Here is a 19,834-nt window from a genome sequence, read left to right on the forward strand (position 1 = left end):
TTTGCAATCTAAAAGGAGGTTAAACTTAAAATCGCAGTAACAAGATTCACAGCAAAACCGGAAACTCCATTCCGAACTGTAACTTAAACCGACAGGGCGAGTTCGCCCTATTACTAAGCGGGAACGATCAGACCACACTATCTAAGTGGCCGAAAACCGCTGAAGCAGCACCTTGTTTAAAAGCAACAGAACGTTTGTTTGCACACAACCTAAATGGACAACAATAGGAGTCTATCCAAATGGGAAGAGTAGCTGTAGTTACTGGTGGTACTAGGGGTATTGGTGAAGCAATCTGCTTGGAGTTACAAGCCAGTGGGCACCAAGTTATTGCCAACTATGGTGGCAATGACGAAGCCGCCCGAGCTTTCACCGAAAGAACGGGTATTCCCGCAGTGAAATTTGACGTGGCAGATTACGACGCCGTTGAAAATGGGCTTACCCAAATCGAATCCGATTTTGGTCCAATCGACGTTATCGTAAATAACGCCGGGATTACCCGTGACGGCGTACTCGCCAGAATGACCTGTGAGAACTGGAATATCGTTCTCGAAACCAACCTCAAGTCCTGTTACAACACCTGCCACAAGTTGGTACCGGGTATGCGCGAGAGAGGTTTTGGCCGCATTATCAACATCAGTTCCGTTAACGGCCAACAAGGCCAGTATGGACAGGTGAACTACACTGCAGCTAAAGCTGGCGTGTTAGGCTTCACCAAAGCATTAGCCCTGGAAACGGCGAAGTACGGGATTACGGTCAATGCCATCGCCCCTGGGTATGTGGATACCGATATGGTAAGGGCAGTTCCTGCCGACGTTCTGGAAAAAATCATTCAGAAAATCCCAGTCGGACGCCTTGGCAACACCGGAGATATCGCCCGGGCGGCGGGATTCTTATCAGATGAGCGCAACAGCTTTATTACAGGCGCTACCTTATCGATTAACGGCGGTCAATTCATGGCCAACTAAGGCCGTCTATAAAACAGCTAGATACACCACAACAAAAACAACAGATTCATCCCAAGCCGCTACTCACGGATTTAGTTGAAAGGATTAAGCAGTACCTTTTCAGGGAAGTATACTTTAAGGCGTTGATTCACTTATTGAGGTGCCCTACGAATACCAGAGCTAAGACAATTAGGTTTCGTAGGGCACTCCTGTATGGCACAGGTGCCAAATGCGCCATACAACCAAATTGACTCCACAGCCGCCCCCTCCGGGGCAACAAATCCCCCTTACCCGCCATGGCGCAACAGACAACCCCATTTCGGAACTTGACTATCGGCTTCCAATCCCTAGAATACCCCCTCCATTGCAGTAGCCTGGCACTTGGCCACTGGTGAAAGCTCGACCAGAGCCCCTAAAGCCATGCTAAGTATCAGAAAAATCTATGAAAATTGATTAAGTTCAGTTAACATCTGCAACCCTTACGGCGCGATAGCAAAGCGGTTATGCCACGGATTGCAAATCCGTTGAGGCCGGTTCGACTCCGGCTCGCGCCTCCAATTCATCTAGGCTGCTCCTACCAGCGCCTAACTGAATAGACGCCCAAAACGTCATATGGCCACACTGCCCGGGTGGTGGAATCGGTAGACACAGGAGACTTAAAATCTCCCGGCCTCACGGCCGTGCCGGTTCAAGTCCGGCCCCGGGCACCACAAGACTCCCCAACCGAATCACCTCTTTTATAAACCACCGTCAGCCACTCCGTTGAGTCAGCCGGACTAATCCAGCCAACCCTCTTTATCTATCCGCTTCGCTCAATCGATGATTGGCGTTCGAGCTATGCTCGAACCCAGCCCCGGGCACCACAAGACTCCCCTACCGAATCACCTCTTTTATAAACCACCGTCAGCCACTCCGTTGAGTCAGCCGGACTAATCCAGCCAACCCTCTTTATCTATCCGCTTCGCGCAATCGATGATTGGCGTTCGAGCGATGCTCGAACCCAGCCCCGGGCACCACAAGACTCCCCTACCGAATCACCTCCTTTATAAACCACCCTCAGCCACTCCGTTGAGTCAGCCGGACTAATCCAGCCAATCCTCTTTATCTATCCGCTTCGCGCAATCGATGATTGGCGTTCGAGCGATGCTCGAACCCAGCCCCGGGCACCACAAGACTCCCCTACCGAATTACCTCCGTTATAAACCACCCTCAGCCACTCCGTTGAGTCAGCCGGACTAATCCAGCCAACCCCCTTTATCTATCCGCTTCGCTCAATCGATGCTTGGCGTTCGAGCTATGCTCGAACCCAGCCCCGGGCACCACAAGACTCCCCTACCGAACTACCTCTTTTATAAACCACCGTCAGCCACTCCGTTCCATCAACCCGGCTATCGACCCAAGGCTCCAACCAGGGTGCCACCCAATCCCTCTCCCACATAATGCGCACTCCTTAATAAGATACTCTCCAATTGGCATCTCTATTCATCCGGCCTTATCTCTTACTAAAAATATCTACAATCAATTTTTTGCCAATGACGCGCTACCACCAGAAAAAAATCTCACTCAACCCATCGGCTTCCAGAGCTAGCCAAAATTCAACCTTTATCAGGGAATGGGATATCAGCAAAACAACACGCATAAAAGTGACATTCGAACCAGCCACATCCGCACTTTTCTTAGCCCTGTTTATTTTATCTATGCTGATAATCAGTTATCGATACAACTTTTATAAACTAAACACAGTCACCTTTTTTAACGAAATTTAATTGCCACCGAAAATAAAATAATTCCATAAACAGAGATGAAGCCCACAGGAATATAACCAGAATTTATAACTCATCCGAAATTGCAATGATTAGTCGCTCAAAAACAAAAACCAGCATAAAAACCTTACTCTTAAAGAATCAGACAATCTAAAAAGAAGAGTAGAGATACCTCTTCCAAAGAGGCTCATAACGTTTAAACAGCAAATATATTGGAAGAAGATATGCGTATCTAAAACAACTACAGTGCAATCGGGTGAACAATGTAAAAAAAGGACTCGTAGCTGGGCAAATTACTTTCCCTACCACTCAGCACCTGCACAAAAATGCATCAGCCAACGCACTAAAGAAATGCAACAGAGAAGCGGCACAACCTGCCATTAAAATAGAATCCCGTAAGAATGGCATAACGGCTATTTATAACGGCGCTACAAACGAAGAAAACTTAAAAATAGACCGCTATCAGTTAGGTTTTAAGAACAGAAATAAAAATTTAAATAAACTGTTTTATTACGGGAATGATATTTGCTCACCATACTAATGCACCACCAGGATATGCCCCTATCAGACATACACTGGTTTTAGGAGAGGTTTTACGGTGTCTCACCTACTCGGTTACATAAAGGATTATGTGCGCGTTATCCGGCCGACCAAATTATCACGGGGAATCTACTATGGAAGATGTGTACATCATTGGTGCTGGTCAATTACCTGTCGGTAAATACCCTGAATCGTCTCCCGCAGCCTTGGGCAGTGAGGCGGTGAAGAAAGCATTAAATGACTCGGGTTTGGATCCATCAGATATCGGTGCGCTCTATGTCGGCAACATGATGTCCGGCATGATTAGCAACCAACAATTAATCTCTACACTTATTGCCAACGAAGCTGGCCTTACCGGTTGTGAAGTAATGACTATTGAAGGGGCCTGTGCTTCTGGAGCGGCCTCCGTGCGGCTGGCAATACTCGCCGTTGCTTCCAAGCAGTACAACGCCGTGGTTGCCTGTGGTGCAGAACAGATGACACATCGCACTCACGCCGAAGTGACTGAAGTGTTAAAAACTGGTAGCCATTGGCCAACAGAAGGCAGCCGGGGCAAAACGTTTATCTCCCTCAATGCCGAACTCATGCAGCACTATATGGATACCTATCAAAAAGGCCATGATGAGTTCGCCAGCTTTGCGATGTCTTCCCATGCCAATGGCTTAAGAAATCCCAACGCTATGCTGCGAAAACCTTTGGACCTAGACACCTACAAAGCCGGCAGAGAATTGGTTGCTCCCATTACACTGTTTGATGCCCCTCCAATTTGTGATGGTGCCGCCGCCGTTGTAGTAGCCAATAAAGATGTAGCCATGGCCGCTAAAGCGATGGGCCGGCCGATTGTGCAGGTACGTGCCAGCAGTGCCGCAACTGACAATTTGGCTTTGACGTTGCGCGAATCCATTTTGGAATTGAAGGCCTCAAAGGTTAGCGCCCAAAGAGCCTACGCACAGGCACAGGTACAGCCCAAAGACATCGACATGATTGAACTGCATGATGCTTACACCATCATGAATGCACTGAGTTTGGAGGCGATGGGTTTTGCCGATCCGGGCACTGGCACAGATATGGCGAAAAATGGAGATATTTATCTGGACGGCAAGCTGCCAATCTGTACCTTTGGCGGTTTAAAATCCCGAGGACACCCAGTCGGTGCGACAGGTTGTTACCAGGTTGTCGAATGTTTTCTACAACTAACCGACAACGCTGGAGAGAATCAGGTGCAAAATGCCAATGTTGCCCTCTCACAAAGTTTTGGTGGCGCAGCGTCGGCAGTTTATACCCATATTTTTGCCCGCGCCTAGCAAATCTCCGTCGCTGGCAATCCTTCATAAAACAACAGCCATTGAATATTTCTTTTTGGATTATTCAATGGCTGTTACCTACCAAATGACCCAGCCTATTAAAACCTGGTACGAACCACCTGGAATTTTTCTATTTCCGTGGCAGCTGCAGCGCAAGATAAAACTTTTCACCGTATAGCCGGTAAATTAAAAGTCTTCATTCCTTTAATTGGTTTGCTTGATTTTCTTATAGAACTCAACAATGTTTTCCAATATCTCCGACCACAACTGATTATTCATAAACATATGACCTGCGCCTGTGAGCGTGGCTATTTGGGAATTTGAAATCAGCTTGTTAAGGGCGTAGCCATTGGCAACATTCATTAAAGGGTCTTCCGTGCCATGCATAATCAGGCAGGGAATTTTCAGCATTCGCACCTGGTCAACCAGAGTTTTAGGCACCGTGGTATAGGCATAGAGCTGATTAAAGGTACTCTCTTTGGCTCGCCGGCCACCCACATAAAGCGCCCTGGTATAGCCGGTGGCCAGCTCTCTATCAACCGAGTGGCTACCGTTTAACAACGCCCAATGCTCTAACCAGCCCGGCAGGTCCTGCTCAAAGTTACCGCTGGGCGTATGGTTCATGAGTTCGCGCACTTGAGCCATATCCCGCTCAGGCACTCCCAAACGTTGCAGCTGTTCACCCTCAATAGTACAGCTGGCAGAGATAATAACTGCAGAAGAGAGGTACTCAGGGTAGTCGCAAGCCACCACTTGAGTGATAAAGCCACCCATTGAATGACCTATCAGTTTGACTGGTTTTAATGCGAGATAATCCAGCAAGGCAATAAGGTCTGAAACCAACTCACCAAATGGGTAGGCACTCTTAAAAGTTGTCGACAGGCCAACATCACGGTTGCTGTAGCGCACAACCTTATAGCCAAAGTCAGCTAGCTTCCGGCAAAACTCTGTTGGCCAAAATTGAGCGGGCGCATTAATACCGGCCACCAAGACAACCGTCTTATCCAACTCCTCACCAAACACCTCAACTTCAAGATCGACCCCCGATCGAACCGGCAGAATCAGGTTTTTAACCACAGACAAAATTAGCTCCTTTTGGCAACGGCCATGATGCCGTTTAGCGAATCAATAAGAGGGTGAGTGAGCAGTGATAACTGTGGATGAGATAATTTTAATACTAGCTGCAGATATGAACGAAGGCCAATGGCGTAGACTACCATTGGCGATACACTAGTGATCTGACTTGTTGGGGTTTAATTCAGGCCATGCGGCTTTCAAGTAGACCACCATCGACCAGAGGGTCAGTAAGGCCGCACCATAAAGCGTGATATAACCCAGTGCAGTCATATAAACGTTAACCCCAGGACGGAACAACAGCAGTACAATGATGGAGATCATCTGACAGGTGGTTTTTATCTTCCCAATGCTGGATACCGCAACAGTCGCCCTTTTACCCAGCTCAGCCATCCATTCACGTAATGCTGATATCACTATCTCCCGGCCGACAATCACCACCGCGGGTATCGCGAACCAGGAAGAACCGTGAACCTCAACCAACAGCACCAGAGCAACAGCCACCATTAATTTATCGGCGACAGGATCAAGAAACGCCCCGAATGGGGTAGATTGATTATATTTACGGGCGATATAGCCGTCGGCCCAATCGGTGATGGCTGCCAACGAGAAGATAAGCGCAGAGAAGAATGCACTCAGTTTAAACGGCAGGTAGAAAACCAAGATTAGCGCAGGGATTAATAGTATGCGCAGAAGAGTAAGTTGATTCGCTATCGTCATTCAAAAACCAATAGGTTATTTTTTAACCCAATGCCTATAATCTGATCGCTTCAGCAGCGATAACACAGCAGGGAAAGATGCCACCAAAGCTAACTGGGGCATCATAACAGCAGACGCACAATACACCTACTCCACTTGCAAGTGTTGATAGATCTGCTCAGCCAACGTACGGCTGATACCCGTAACTTTGGATAAATCTTCAACACTGGCAGCTTTCACCCCCTGGATACCACCAAAATGACGCAGCAGCTCGCGGCGACGCTTGGCGCCAACGCCCGGGACCGACTCCAGGCTTGAGGTGGTTCTGGCTTTGTCGCGGCGGGCTCGATGGCCGGTAATCGCAAAGCGGTGAGCTTCGTCGCGGATCTCCTGCAGCAGGTGTAGCGCCAGAGAAGTGGAGTCCAGGCTCAACTCCCGATCACCGCCGTCTAATATCAGGGTTTCGAAGCCAGCCTTACGGGTTGATCCCTTGGCGATACCCACCAGAATAATGTCCATCACGCCCAACTCTTCAAGTACCTCTTTGGCCACGCCAAATTGCCCCTTGCCACCATCGACGATGAGCAGATCGGGGATCTTGCCCTCCCCTTCCTGCAAACGCTTATAGCGCCGCGTCAAAGCCTGCCGCATTGCCCCATAATCATCACCCGCAGTGACACCAGCGATGTTAAAGCGACGGTAGTCCGAGGGATTTGAGCCCCCCTCGTCAAACACCACGCAGGAGGCTACTGTCTTCTCACCGCTGCTGTGGCTGATATCAAAACACTCCATACGCGCGGGTTGCTCATCCAACCCCAACGCCTCCTGCAGCGCTTCATATTTTTTCAGTACCTTGGCTCGACTACTGGTTCGTGATAGCAGGTTTTGTTGCGCCGATTGCCCGGCGAGATCCAACCACTTCTGCCGCATACCGCGCACACTGTGCTTTATCTCCACTTTGGCAGAGCGCAATTGACGTAGTGCTTCGGCAATCAGATCGATATCATCGATAGCAAACGGCAAAATCACCTGGCCGGGAATATCGCGAACCCGATTACCCAGATAGTATTGAGCCACAAAGGAAGAGAGCACTTGGCCGACAGGCTCTCCCAAGCGATCCTGCGGGAAATAACTCTTACTGCCCAATACCCTGCCCTGGCGGATAAACAACACGTGTATACAGAAATTCGATGACGATTCGGCGATTGCGAACACATCCAGGTCACCCTGCTCACCCTCGACAAACCGTTCGGCCTGAACCTTTCGCAGGGCGGTGATCTGGTCGCGATATCGAGCCGCCTTTTCAAATTCCAGATCACCGGCGGCGGCCTCCATTTGCGCCACCAGCTCACCCATCACCTCCTGAGACTTCCCCTCCAGGAAGAGCTCAGTAAAACGCACATCCCGTTGATACTCCTCAGCCTCCACCAGTCCCACGCAGGGGCCTTTACAGCGGTCTATCTGATACTGCAGGCAGGGGCGCGTTCGATTATAGAAAACACTGTCTTCGCACTGTCGTACACGGAAAGTCTTTTGTAACAGGCTTAAACTCTCGCGCACAGAGCTAACGTTCGGAAAAGGACCAAAGTAACGACCCTGAGCCTTTTTCGCCCCCCGATGAAGGCTTATCCGGGGGAACGCCTCCTCTTTCGACAAAAAGACGTAGGGGTAGGACTTATCGTCGCGCAGCAGTATGTTGTAAGGCGGCCGCTGCGATTTAATCAGATTCTGCTCGAGGATGAGCGCTTCGGTCTCTGTCTGTGTGGGAGTCACCTGAATGGAGGCGATACGCTTAACCAAGGCCTCCGTTTTCGGAGTGAGGCCAGTGGTTCGGAAATAGCTGCTCAGGCGTTTTTTAAGGTTCTTGGCTTTGCCCACATAAAGTGGTTGGCTGTTGCCGTCAAACATCTGGTACACACCGGCACAACCGGCCGTGTTCGCCAGAAAACGTTTATGATCAAAGGATTGCTGTACAGTGGAAGATTCGCTCATAGCGACAGTGTAATGCAGTGTGTTTATCGGCTCTAGCCGAATGAAACGATCCTTTGCAGGCTACCAGCCCGTCAATGGCACACTCATTCTCTATTATCAGGAAGACTTTAGTTGGAAGGTGTCCCACGCAGTCAAAGTGGGGTTCATTCGTTGATTTCGATATCGAGCACTCCGTGCTTAACAGCCAACAGCGCCAATTCCACATCGCTATTGATCTCTAGTTTGTCGAATATGCGGTAGCGATAACTATTTACTGTTTTGGGGCTCACATTGAAAGTGTTGGCGATGGTTTGTGCTTTTTTGCCGTTGGCAATCATTAACGCGGTTTGCAGTTCGCGTTCGGATAACTTTTCAAAAGGGGTGGCAACTTCTTTGGTATAGCTCTTTAGTGCCATCTGCTGGGCGATGGAATTGCTCATGTAGTGTTTGCCGGAGTACACCGTTTTTATAGCCGTAACCATTTCAGAAAGGTCAGTACCTTTGGTCAAGTAGCCAAAAGCGCCGGCTTGCATAAGACGTGAGGGGTACATGTTATCGTCGACAGCCGTCACGACAATAACCTTCATGCGATCATGAGCGCAGAGCAGCTTTTTAGTAGCCTCCAGTCCGCCTATGCCAGGCATTTTCACATCCATAAGCACGATATCTGGCTTAAGTTCGCGAGCCATGGCTACCGCTCTTTCACCGCAATCGGCCTCACCAACCACATCAAAGCCATCGATATCACTTAGCATACGAACAAATCCCGTTCGTACTAAATCATGGTCGTCGACCACTAAGATTTTGATCACCTTGTAAACCCCAATTTTTGTTCGGGTTGACCACCAGTTCTATGGGAAGCCACCCTCTTGCTTTGTTTTAGAGTTTCCTTCCCCAGGCTTGATCCGAACACTGATTAGCGGTTAACGCCAGTGGCTGCGTTAAACAAGACGACCTACTACTTGTGTTCAACCACTTAAGGAGTATGGACTTTTTTTGCCAATTAGTCAGTCGGATTTTCGCCTAAAGTATTTTATAGCATTCGCTAATTTACCATCCAGCAGCCCTTACCCGGGATTAGCGGTTTATTTTGCCGATTAGCGAAATAGCTTTTGATCGTCTGTGTAAACCTGCCTGAAGGTCAGGCTGATTCTACCCTCCACCTGCTTTTTCGTTTTTGCCACTCTGTGTAGCCAATGACTTTGCGTTTCACCTGCCATCAATAGCAGTGAACCCGGTTCTAGATCCAGCGAAAGCGTGGCAGCTACTCCCACCCGACGAGGTTTCAAATGAAACCGCCTGATGGCACCCAGGCTAACACACGCAATTACTGGCTTACGGCCCAGTTCGGGCTCATCATCGGCATGCCAATCAACGCTATCTTCACCAGTTCTGTAAAAATTAACCAACACTGAATTAAATCGATGATTGCACTCTTTGACTACACGGCCTCGTAATTCTGCCAGTTCTTCAGTCCAGGGCAATAGTGGCAATTTTACCCCCGAGTAGCCGTACTTACAGCCCTCGTCGCCATACCAGGCATTTAATCGGGGTATGGGAATCTGCCGACCGGCTATCCTTAGGCTCGACTGCTGCCACTGTAATTGCTGTAATTTTCGGTAGTACTCAGCCTGCTCGGGATAGGTTAACCAGCCCGGCCAATAGTGGATATCGGCATCAGGTGCTTCAATTTGATTCCAGCCACTGAATAGAGACGACTGCATTGCGGATGCCCTACCCCTCGGTTAACGGAGCGATCGGTACCACTCTTAAGCTATCTCTGGCTGGTGGATAAATCGTTGGCTCAACCTCCAGGGCAATGCCAAATTGACGCTCTACATCAGCCACAATTTTCTGCGCCAAATCCAATACCTCACGGGCACTCCCCAAACCCGGATTGATTAACACCAGAGCCTGGCGATCGTGAACCCCCACGGCGCCGACCCGCTTACCTTTCCATCCAGCTTTGTCGATCAACCAACCGGCAGCTAATTTAATAGCGCCATCGGCCGTCAGATAATGGGGAATCGATGGGTATTGCCGCAGCAGATCAGCGAATAGGTGTGGCTCGATAATCGGGTTCTTAAAAAAACTGCCAACGTTGGGAGTATGCAGAGGATCCGGCAGTTTAGCCCGGCGGATATCACAAATGGACTGATAGACAGATAACGCCTTTATATCCTTACTATCAATATTTTCATATTTTTGTGCCAGTTCACCATAACTGAGCTGCGGTATTGGCTCTTTACTCAAACCAAATGCCACCTGGGTAATAATGAACTTCCGGCCATCTGCCTCTTTAAACAGGCTGTGACGATAGCCGAATCGACAAGTTGCACGTGAAAATCGGCACAGCTCACCGGTTTCAGTGTTGAACGCATCAAGCCACAAGAGTACCGATTCAAGCTCGACGCCATAGGCACCAATGTTCTGAATGGGTGCCGCACCGACGGTCCCGGGAATCAACCCTAAATTCTCGATACCCCAAAGATCACGCTCAACGCAGTAACGCACCAGCTCATCCCAGTTTTCGCCGGCGCCAACTACCAACTCCAGATGAGTGTCGCTCTCTGCAACTACTTGCTTGCCCAAAATGCGATTCAACACCACCAAACCAGGGATATCACTGGTCAAAACAACGTTACTACCGCCACCCAACACCAATGCCAGCGGGGCAGGCGACGCGCCGAGTAACTGCTGAAGTTGTTGTAGGCTGGTGACTTCGACGAAGTATTCGGCAGTCGCGTCCAGTTGCAGGGTGTTGTAGCGCCGCAGTGACTTGGAGCGCTCTAAAGCTGGAGGATGAGAGGCTTCAAAAGACATTATCGGCCATGGCATTGGATGATGTGCTGGAGCAGGTTTGCAGAGGCAACCTCGATCAAATCGAGCACCTGATAAAAGCCGTTATCCCCCCCGTAGTAGGGATCGGGAACGTCTTTTATTTTACTGCCGCCGAAATCCAGCAACAGACCGAGATGACCGGGATACTCGCGGGCCTCGGCCATGGCGTTCAAGTCCCGCAAATTATCGCGGTCCATCGCCAGGATAAAATTGAAACGTTTGAAGTCGCTCTCGGCCACCTGGCGTGCACGCAGAGGGCTTAGATCATAGCCTCGGGTGGCAGCAGCCGCCTGTGAACGGGCATCTGGCGCACTGCCAACATGCCAGCCACCGGTTCCAGCGGAATCTATTTCGATACCAAGTTCACTCGCTAACGGGTCACGCGCCACGATATGGCGGAAAACACCCTCGGCAGTGGGTGAGCGGCAGATATTACCCAAACAGACAAACAGGACCGAAACACTCATGGAACCCCCTTAGCTAGCGCTGGCCGGGTTGCTGGCAAAGCGCGCGCGCACCTTGGCAAGATCCTCTTCTGTATCCACGCCTCCGGGCACCAGATCGCAGGCTACAGCCACGTGAATTTTGGCACCGTGGTGCAATATTCGCAGCTGCTCCAAACTCTCCACGCCCTCCAACGGTGCGGCTTGCCAACGAACAAATTGATTCAACAGCCCCACGCGATAGGCGTAGATACCAATATGACGATGGCAGGGATGGCCTTCGGGCATTTGCCGTGGTTTTTGTGCAAAGGCATCTCGTGGCCAGGGAATCGGCGCCCGGCTGAAATAGAGCGCCATCGACTGACTGTCGCTCACCACTTTAACAATATTGGGGTTTTCAAAGTCCGCCATGCTTTCGATGTCTTCGCACAGTGTCGCAGCACTGGCGGCCTGATGTAACGATAGATTGGCAGCCACCTGATTAATCACCGAGGGCGGAATCAGTGGCTCATCACCCTGCACATTGACCAGGATCTCCTCCTCACCAAGGCCAAGTAAACTGGCGGCCTGCTGCAGGCGATCGGTGCCAGAGGGGTGGCCACTATCTGTGAGCAGTACATTGCCATTAAAGCCCTGTACCACTTCGACAATGCGGTCATCATCGGTAGCCACATAGACCTGATCCGCCTCGGAGAGCAGCGCCTGCTCATATACGCGCTGAATCATGGGTTTACCGGCAATATCTTTTAAAGGCTTGGCCGGCAGGCGACTGGACGAGTAGCGCGCAGGGATAATAATTGAGAAAGACATGTTTTATTAATCAATCAGTTAAGAAGTACTTTGAAAGTTATTTGTCAGGCGTTACTGGAGCCTAAACGATGCGTCAACCGCTTGGCCAACTGCTCGGTAAACGCTGCCGGCAGCTGCGCCGAGACCTTAAGATACCACCAGTGGGCCTGTGCGAAAGAGCGACATTTAACCGCGTCTTTTTCTGTCATTACAATCGGCTCGTCACCTAAAGCCTGCAGGTCCATTGGCGTAAAGAGGTGGTGATCACCAAACTCATGGGCGGAATAACGCACCCCTAACTCATTGAGCGAGGCGAAAAATCGCGCCGGGTTGCCAATGCCGGCCACGGCCTGGTAACTCACCGAACGATCGAAGCTGTTAAGTGCCAGCGCTTGGCCCGTCTGCACATTTAGCCAAGCGTCCGGCTGCAGATCAAACACCATAGCGCCAGGAAGCACCGGGCCTAACCCCCTACCATTTTGCAGAATAAGGTCTACGCAATTCAGCCTGCCAACAGGCTCCCGCAAAGGACCAACCGGCAGACAATGGCCATTGCCAAACTGGCGGCTACCATCGACAACCACAATTTCCACATCCCGTGGCAACGGGTAGTGCTGGAGTCCGTCATCGCTGATGACAACATCGACCTGATAGGTTTGCACCAGATGGTTGAGTGCCGCCACCCGATTGGGGTCAACCACCACTGGAGCTCCGGTTCTTAGATGCAGCAATAATGCCTCATCCCCGCATTCAGCGACTGGTGTGTTGGCGGTGACGGCCAAAGGATAGTGACCATTACGCCCTCCGTAACCCCGCGTAATAATCCCCGCAGAGAGCCCCTGACCTTGCAGCCACTCACACAACGCCGCCACCACCGGTGTTTTGCCAACGCCACCCACCGTCAAGTTGCCCACCACCACCACGGCTGGGCCTGCGGATGAGGGGCGCTTTCGCAAGAGACGGCGAGCGACGATAGCTTTATAGAGGAGTTCCAGCGGCCACAGAGCGAGGGTCCAGGAGGCGCCTGGCGAATACCAGGCACGCTCAACCGCCTTTTGGAATTTTGAATTAGCCACGCCGACTGATCATTGATCCGCCGCAGCGTCAGGATCAACCGGCTGTTTGGTGGCAATACTGAGGTGCACGAACCCTAAACGACCGGCTACATCCATCACGGTAACCACCGCCTGATGAGGGGTGTTGGAGTCGGCAGTGATGATCAACGGCCGGGTGTTATCCCCCTCCGCCACCTCAGTAATCGCGCGCCGCAGCGTATCGATTTTGCGATTCACCAGCACGCTACCGTTAACGGAGAAGGTACCATCGCGCGCGATAACCACATCAATCTGCTTGGGTTGATCGGTGGAGGGGTTGGCAACCGCCTCGGGGAGATCGACCGTGAGGTGCGTCTCCTTGGTGAAGGTGGTCGACACCATAAAAAAGATAAGCAGCAGGAATACCACATCAATCAGCGGAGTGAGGTTGATGCTGTCCTCTTCGCGGTTTTGGCGTTTAAATTTCACGTGTTAACCGCGCCTCAAACCACTTTTACATCAACTTTGCGATCGCCGTGAATGGCATCCACCAATTTCACCGCCTCCTGCTCCATGGTAACCACCAATGAGTCGATGCGGCGTTGGAAGAAACGGTGGGCCATCATCGCCGGAATAGCCACACACAGACCGGCGGCCGTGGTGATCAGTGCTTCTGAGATACCGCCGGCCAGTGCGCCGGCATTGCCGGTGCCCTGCACCATAATGGCGGTAAACACCGAAATCATGCCGAATACTGTCCCCAAAAGTCCAAGCAGCGGGGCGATCGCGGCGATGGTGCCCAACACCGATAGGTAGCGTTCCAACTCGTGAATAACACCGTTGGCCGCCTCTTCGATGCTGTCTTTCATAACATCGCGGCCATGGCGGGAGTTGATAATACCAGCTGCCAGAATGGCGCCAAGGGCTGAGCCCTGCTTCAACTTCTTGAGTGCATCAGCATCCAACTGCTTGGCACGGATGCTGCTCCACACCTCGCCCAACAGGCTTTTCGGGGCAATTTTTTGCGGGTTAAGCGTCCAGTAACGCTCCAGGGTTATGCCAACCACCGCCAAAGAACAGATAATGATCGGTAGCATCAACCAACCGCCGGCAGCAATAATCTCGAACACGCATCTCTCCTTCTGCAGTGGGCACCGGTGATCAATCAGCACCCCTGTATAGAGCAAAATTTCTTTGTAAAACAAATTGTTGGCTTTGGCCACACGGCCAAAAAAATGTGGCCGAACTGTAGCACATCAAAAACCGGGCGCCCAGAGGAGCAACCCTCAAAACCAATAACGGCGGTGCAGTTCTCGCCAACCGGTAACCGTTAACTGCCCGCTCGCGTCCCACTGCGCCAGAATCGCACCGTCGTCGGCGGTGTTCCAGATCACCGGATTGATGAGTTCGGTATAGCGGGCCAGTACCGCACTATTGGGGTGACCATAACCATTATGGTAGCCAGTACTGAAAATCACATGGTGCGGTGCAAATGCCTGAATAAATCGGTAGCTTGAAGATGTTTTCGAGCCGTGATGGGGTGCCACCAACAGTTGCACCGGCCTGGCAAAGTGTTCTGACAACGGCCACTCTACGGCTTTGCTGATATCGCCGGTAAACAACACCCTTTGATCCTGCCAGCTAAGCAGCAGCACACAGGATTGATCATTGGCGCTCACCGCCATGGCAGGGGTGTTTTCCTCAGGCCAGATAAACTCAGCGCTAACACCTTGCCACTGCCACCCCACCCCCGCATGGCACGGCTCAGCGGGAATCGGGAGCCGGCCGGGTTGGCCGCTGTAGACAGCACCAATTGAGAAGCTCTTACTAAGCCCAGCCAATCCCGAAGCGTGGTCGCTATCGCCGTGGCTGATAATCAGCGTATCGATTGTTTCTACTCCAAGTGCCTTTAGGTAGGGCGTCAGAACCTCCCCCGCGGCCTCGAAATGGTCACTGAAACTTGGGCCTGTGTCGTAGACGAGGGTGCTCTCCCCCACTCGAACAACTGTGGCTAATCCCTGGCCAACATCAAGCACGGTAACCTCGACTGCCGCTTTGGGCGACCTCGGCACCAACAGCACCAGCGCGCTAGCACCAACCAACAGCGCGCGTAAAGTCAAAGGCATGGCGGGAGCCACCAGCCCGACCGTGGCCAACAGGAGGAGCGCCCACAACCCGGCAGTGATTGTTAAAGTTGCCACTGCGGGCGCTTCGCCGGCGGTGTAGGGCAGCAGGGCCAATACCCACCAGAAGAGATCGAGGCTCCAGTGGGCAATTGTTAGAGTGGCGTCGGTCAGGGGCTGTAGAAGATCAATCATCGCCCCTGCCAAAGTTAAAAGCACGGCAGGCACGGTGACCAGAGAGATAAAAGGCACTGCCAGGAGATTCACTAGCGGCGCCCAGATACTGACCGAACCAGTAGTCAGTGCCAAGGGCAGTAACATGCCGATAAAGATTTTCCACTGTACCCGGCTGATTGCCAGCCAGCTGGCAGAGTGCTGTGCGATGGGTTGTACCGCCAGAATCACGCCAACCACTGCGAAGGAGAGCCAAAAACCGGCCCCGTGACCGGCCAAAGGATCGATCAACAGCACCAAGACCATCGCCAGCCAGAAGCCGAGCCAGGGTTGCCGCTGCCAACCCAATAACCAGAATAGGTTGGCCACTAACGCCATAACCATGGCCCGTTGGGTCGGGAGCGTAAAGCCTGCCAAGCCCGCGTAAAGGCAGGCAAAAAGCATAGAAAGCAGTGCCGGTAACCAGGGATTAAAACGTTGGCTGCGCAGGCTGAGCCCGCGGGCAAGCAGACCACCGATAAGAAAGCCGAAGCCAGCGGCCAGACTGATATGGAGCCCGGAGACCACCAACAAATGCATAGTGCCGCTCTGCCGCAACAGCTGCCACTGTGGCTCCGTTATCAGGCTGCGGTCACCAATGGCCAGAGCCAGAACCGCACCCAGGCTCGCCTCATTAGCCAGACGCATACGGAAATAACCACTCTGCTTTACCCGCTGGCGGTCGAACCATATTGGCAGGCTGGTGATTTCGCCTAGCTTATGGCCCACCTTCACATAGCCCACGGCCCGATAGCCGGCACTTAACAGGTAACGCTGATAATCGAAACCAGCTGGGTTCACCAAGCCTCGCGGGCGCCTTAATTTAACCACCAGGCACAACACACTGCCTGGAGATAGCCACTCCTCGATGGGCCCGGGCTCTGACGGAGCCACATACCAGCTCAACCGGGTTTTGCCGTGTAAGTCGACCACTGCCCGATTTAACGGCTCTTGCCCCAGGTTTGTCTGCTCAGACGGGCACGACTGATCCCCCTCCGTCGTCACCCGCCCTGCGGAACGAACCCGAAAGTCAAATTGCCGCCGCTGGAGCGGTACTTCGCCCTTGGCAACCAGGCCGGTCGACGTGTCGGACTCGGGCATGCCAGTTACCACCCCTTCCAGCCATAACCACTGACCCTCAAGCTCGCCGTCCAATTGGCGCTGTAACAACTGGTTGCCCAACCACATTGCCGTCGGCAACGCCAGGGCAGCGGCGCTCAGCATAGCGGTAACAAGGGAGCAAGCCCTGGGATTAAGATGGCTCCTAAGCGCAAAAGCCAACAACAGCAACAAGAGGCCGCTGGCACCAAGGGCGGTGATGGCATCAGGTAAAAAAGGTAGGTAACTGACTAAAATCAGTGCGGTGGCGAAGGTTGCCAGAAACGGTTTCATCCCAGCCCGTAACAGTGAATTGGAGATCAATGCGCCCAATCACACCACTTATCCGGGCCCCTATCCCCTAGTGTGGCAGGGGTGCTGAAAATGCCAGGCGCAGACCGCTTTATTCTAGAGATAGCTTCCAAATCAGTGCATAATACGCGCCCCCGCAGTTGACCACCGGCCCAATAATGGCGCGCAAACTCTTTAAACGCTGGATGCCAGACCCTACCAAGTTTAAGCAAAACAAAGCGTTTTCCTTTCTAGGCGATCTATTACACGACCCAAACCTCTTCCATTTGAACCGTCACTCGGTCTCTGTGGCCTTTTTTTTTGGCCTGGCAATCGCCTTCCTACCCGTCCCTGGCCAGATGGCCATTGGCGCTGCCTGCTGCTGGTTCGCCCGCTGTAACCTGCCCATCACCTTTGCCCTAATCTGGATCAGCAACCCGCTAACCCTTGGACCCATCTTCTTTTCCACCTACAAGCTGGGCACCTGGATACTGAACAGCCCGGTTAATAAGTTTCACATTGAGTTGAGCTGGCAATGGCTAACCACAGAGCTGGCCAATATCTGGGCGCCGCTGTTGGTGGGCTCGTTATTAACGGGTGTGGTGAGTGGTATTTTGGGCTACCTGTTAATCCAGGCCTTCTGGCGCTGGCAGGTGGTACGCCACTGGAATCTTAGGCGCAAACGCCGGGCCGAAGCCCAGGGCGCACGCGGCAAATCTGAGAATTGTGCCAAATAGCTCGATTAATCGTAACGAAGAGCATCCGCCGGTTGCAGACGACTCGCCCGCCAGGCTGGATAGAGTGACGCAAGTAAACTGAGTACTATCGCCGTTAAGGCAATGGAAATCACATCCTGCCAGCGGTTGTCGATGGGCAGATAACTCACAGGGTAAATCTCAGAAGTCAGCAGTTTACTGCCCACCAGCCACTCCACCCCATTGACCACCTGCCCGGCCACTTGGGTCAGCAGTAGGCCAACAGCAACGCCGACCAGTGTGCCGACCACACCAATCATCAACCCCTGCACCATGAAAACCCCCAGTATCTCCGCGGGGCTGGCACCCAAGGTACGCAATATGGCGATGTTGCTCTGCTTCTCCACCACCGCCAATACCAGAGTCGAGACCACGTTAAATACTGCGATTCCTATGATCAGCACCAGTAACAGCCAAACCAGGCTGCTGGACATCTTCACCGCCTGGTAGAGGTTGCCATGGGTGCGCATCCAATTACTGCCGTAGTAGCCATAGGGTAGTTGATTTAACAGGCGGCTAGTCACCTCTGAGGCATCGAACAGATCGTAAAGCCGCAAGCGGATACCCGAGACCGTGCCCGGAACCGGCGCCAACTCACTGGCAGCCTGCAGCCCCATTAAGCCGAGGGATTGGTCCAGCTCGGTGCCGGTATCCAGCAACGCTATGACCGTCATCCAGCGAACACCCGCGGAACGCCCTGCACTATTGGGTTTCGGCACCACCAAAGAGAGGCCGTCGCCAACCGCCAAGCCCAGCTTTTCCGCCAACGCTTTACCGAGCACAATGGCTTCTGGTTCATCACGCAACTGTTTAAGGGTGGCCAGACCAATAAACTCTTCAATATGCGAAACGGCGGGTTCCAACTGGTCATCGATGCCATAAACGAGCACCGGTTGCACCAGCTTACCCTGGTTGATAAGCCCCTCAAGCTGTACAAAGGGGGCTGCAGCCTCAGCCAACTTGGCCGCCGGCAGTGCGCTAATCTCTTCTATCGCTTTAGGCCAATCGCGAATTCCTTCCCGATGATAAAGAGAGACCTGCGGCACCACCGATAAGATTTTGGTGCGCAACTCCCGCTCGAAGCCATTCATCACCGCCACCACCAGCACCAATAAGGCAACGCCCAGCACTAGACCCGCAGTGGAAATAGAAGAGATAAACCCCATCAGCTGGCTGCGCTTGCCGGCGGCGCCAAAGCGCAGACCAACAAACCAAGGCAGAGAGACCGTTCGGCGGCTCATGGCTCTACACTCAGCTGGCTATTTAGACGGCCATCACTCAGGTAGAGGGTGCGATCCATACTCTGCGCCAAGTGTTCGTCGTGGGTGACGATGACAAAACTGGTACTCAGCTGCTCGTTCAAAGACATCATCAGCGCCTGTACAGATTGGGCGGTACGAGTATCGAGGTTGCCGGTGGGTTCATCCATAAACACACAGCTGGGGTTGGTGACCAGGGCACGGGCAATGGCCACCCGCTGGCGCTCCCCTCCAGAGAGCTCGGCCGGCTTATGCCCTACCCTTGCCGCCAGCCCCACCTGCTCCAAAATAGCGAGCGCTCGTTGTTTGGCTTCACTCCGACCAACCTTGCCAATAAACAGAGGCATCATCACGTTTTCCAAGGCGCTGAACTCGGGCAGCAGGTGATGGAACTGGTAAACAAAACCCATAAATTGATTGCGCAACCGCCCGCGTTCACGCTCATTAAGTTTGGTTAACGCCTTACCCTGTAGGAAAACCTCACCACTGGTGGGTAGATCCAGCCCACCCAATAAGTTGAGCAGCGTTGATTTACCCGCTCCAGAGGCGCCAACAATCGCCACCGTTTCCCCCGCAGCAATGGTTAAATTCACGCCATCGAGCACACGTACCTCTAAAGGTCCCTGCTTGTAGATCTTTACCAGATCTTTACAGCGTAAAACGGCGTCGGAGGAGTGAAAAGTGGCAGTCATT

Annotated in this window: 18 protein-coding genes and 2 tRNA genes; 6 read left to right on the forward strand and 14 right to left on the reverse strand. The window is 52.3% G+C overall.

What is annotated here, in order from left to right:
- Positions 1 to 239: 239 nt before the first annotated feature.
- The 5 genes from phbB (at position 240) to SBL51_RS03360 (ending at position 4,551) form a co-directional block, all read left to right on the forward strand.
- Positions 240 to 965, forward strand: a complete 726-nt coding sequence (gene phbB, locus SBL51_RS03340; RefSeq protein WP_317929169.1) for an acetoacetyl-CoA reductase — start codon at positions 240 to 242, stop codon at positions 963 to 965.
- Between the two features lie 462 nt (positions 966 to 1,427).
- Positions 1,428 to 1,501, forward strand: a tRNA-Cys gene (locus SBL51_RS03345).
- Between the two features lie 66 nt (positions 1,502 to 1,567).
- Positions 1,568 to 1,654: transfer RNA gene (locus SBL51_RS03350), tRNA-Leu, on the forward strand.
- A 1,309-nt stretch (positions 1,655 to 2,963) separates the two neighbouring features.
- Positions 2,964 to 3,248: a hypothetical protein gene (locus SBL51_RS03355; protein WP_317929171.1), complete on the forward strand. Its 285-nt coding sequence runs from the start codon at positions 2,964 to 2,966 to the stop codon at positions 3,246 to 3,248.
- 133 nt (positions 3,249 to 3,381) lie between these two features.
- A complete protein-coding gene (locus SBL51_RS03360; protein ID WP_317929173.1) occupies positions 3,382 to 4,551 on the forward strand; it encodes a thiolase C-terminal domain-containing protein in 1,170 nt (389 codons plus the stop codon).
- A 204-nt stretch (positions 4,552 to 4,755) separates the two neighbouring features.
- Here the strand turns inward: SBL51_RS03360 and SBL51_RS03365 are convergent, their stop codons facing one another.
- From SBL51_RS03365 to SBL51_RS03420, 12 genes are all read right to left on the reverse strand, one after another.
- Positions 4,756 to 5,628: an alpha/beta hydrolase gene (locus tag SBL51_RS03365; protein WP_317929936.1), complete on the reverse strand. Its 873-nt coding sequence runs from the start codon at positions 5,626 to 5,628 to the stop codon at positions 4,756 to 4,758.
- Positions 5,629 to 5,781: 153 nt separating this feature from the next.
- On the reverse strand, positions 5,782 to 6,345 hold the full coding sequence (gene pgsA / locus SBL51_RS03370) for a CDP-diacylglycerol--glycerol-3-phosphate 3-phosphatidyltransferase (RefSeq protein ID WP_317929175.1): 564 nt from the start codon (positions 6,343 to 6,345) through the stop codon (positions 5,782 to 5,784).
- A gap of 126 nt (positions 6,346 to 6,471) precedes the next feature.
- A complete protein-coding gene (uvrC, locus tag SBL51_RS03375; RefSeq protein WP_317929177.1) occupies positions 6,472 to 8,316 on the reverse strand; it encodes an excinuclease ABC subunit UvrC in 1,845 nt (614 codons plus the stop codon).
- A 143-nt stretch (positions 8,317 to 8,459) separates the two neighbouring features.
- On the reverse strand, positions 8,460 to 9,107 hold the full coding sequence (gene uvrY, locus SBL51_RS03380) for a UvrY/SirA/GacA family response regulator transcription factor (protein ID WP_317929178.1): 648 nt from the start codon (positions 9,105 to 9,107) through the stop codon (positions 8,460 to 8,462).
- Positions 9,108 to 9,392: 285 nt separating this feature from the next.
- Positions 9,393 to 10,019: an alpha-ketoglutarate-dependent dioxygenase AlkB family protein gene (locus SBL51_RS03385; RefSeq protein WP_317929179.1), complete on the reverse strand. Its 627-nt coding sequence runs from the start codon at positions 10,017 to 10,019 to the stop codon at positions 9,393 to 9,395.
- 10 nt (positions 10,020 to 10,029) lie between these two features.
- Positions 10,030 to 11,118: a UDP-N-acetylmuramate dehydrogenase gene (murB, locus tag SBL51_RS03390; protein WP_317929180.1), complete on the reverse strand. Its 1,089-nt coding sequence runs from the start codon at positions 11,116 to 11,118 to the stop codon at positions 10,030 to 10,032.
- A complete protein-coding gene (locus tag SBL51_RS03395; RefSeq protein ID WP_317929181.1) occupies positions 11,118 to 11,603 on the reverse strand; it encodes a low molecular weight protein-tyrosine-phosphatase in 486 nt (161 codons plus the stop codon). Before SBL51_RS03395 ends, murB begins: the two co-directional genes overlap by 1 nt.
- 9 nt (positions 11,604 to 11,612) lie before the next feature.
- The gene (kdsB, locus tag SBL51_RS03400) at positions 11,613 to 12,389 is read right to left on the reverse strand and encodes a 3-deoxy-manno-octulosonate cytidylyltransferase (protein ID WP_317929182.1); all 777 of its coding nucleotides are present in this window, start codon (positions 12,387 to 12,389) and stop codon (positions 11,613 to 11,615) included.
- A 44-nt stretch (positions 12,390 to 12,433) separates the two neighbouring features.
- Complete coding sequence (gene lpxK / locus SBL51_RS03405; protein WP_317929183.1) at positions 12,434 to 13,444, reverse strand: tetraacyldisaccharide 4'-kinase; 1,011 nt, start codon at positions 13,442 to 13,444, stop codon at positions 12,434 to 12,436.
- A gap of 9 nt (positions 13,445 to 13,453) precedes the next feature.
- Positions 13,454 to 13,891, reverse strand: a complete 438-nt coding sequence (locus SBL51_RS03410) for a biopolymer transporter ExbD (RefSeq protein ID WP_317929184.1) — start codon at positions 13,889 to 13,891, stop codon at positions 13,454 to 13,456.
- A 14-nt stretch (positions 13,892 to 13,905) separates the two neighbouring features.
- Positions 13,906 to 14,499: a MotA/TolQ/ExbB proton channel family protein gene (locus tag SBL51_RS03415; protein WP_411860460.1), complete on the reverse strand. Its 594-nt coding sequence runs from the start codon at positions 14,497 to 14,499 to the stop codon at positions 13,906 to 13,908.
- A 189-nt stretch (positions 14,500 to 14,688) separates the two neighbouring features.
- A complete protein-coding gene (locus tag SBL51_RS03420; protein ID WP_317929186.1) occupies positions 14,689 to 17,130 on the reverse strand; it encodes a DNA internalization-related competence protein ComEC/Rec2 in 2,442 nt (813 codons plus the stop codon).
- A 176-nt stretch (positions 17,131 to 17,306) separates the two neighbouring features.
- Here SBL51_RS03420 and SBL51_RS03425 point away from each other — a divergent pair, with 176 nt between their 5' ends.
- Positions 17,307 to 17,864, forward strand: a complete 558-nt coding sequence (locus tag SBL51_RS03425; protein ID WP_317929189.1) for a DUF2062 domain-containing protein — start codon at positions 17,307 to 17,309, stop codon at positions 17,862 to 17,864.
- A gap of 5 nt (positions 17,865 to 17,869) precedes the next feature.
- Here the strand turns inward: SBL51_RS03425 and SBL51_RS03430 are convergent, their stop codons facing one another.
- Together SBL51_RS03430 and lolD are read right to left on the reverse strand one after the other, a co-directional pair.
- Positions 17,870 to 19,123, reverse strand: coding sequence for a lipoprotein-releasing ABC transporter permease subunit (locus SBL51_RS03430; protein ID WP_317929191.1), 1,254 nt, complete (start codon positions 19,121 to 19,123; stop codon positions 17,870 to 17,872).
- Complete coding sequence (lolD, locus tag SBL51_RS03435) at positions 19,120 to 19,833, reverse strand: lipoprotein-releasing ABC transporter ATP-binding protein LolD (RefSeq protein ID WP_317929193.1); 714 nt, start codon at positions 19,831 to 19,833, stop codon at positions 19,120 to 19,122. The genes SBL51_RS03430 and lolD overlap by 4 nt, the downstream gene beginning before the upstream one ends.
- Between the last annotated feature and the right edge of the window lies 1 nt (position 19,834).

It is taken from the genome of Halioxenophilus sp. WMMB6, assembly GCF_033283405.1.
Taxonomy (GTDB): domain Bacteria; phylum Pseudomonadota; class Gammaproteobacteria; order Pseudomonadales; family Cellvibrionaceae; genus Halioxenophilus.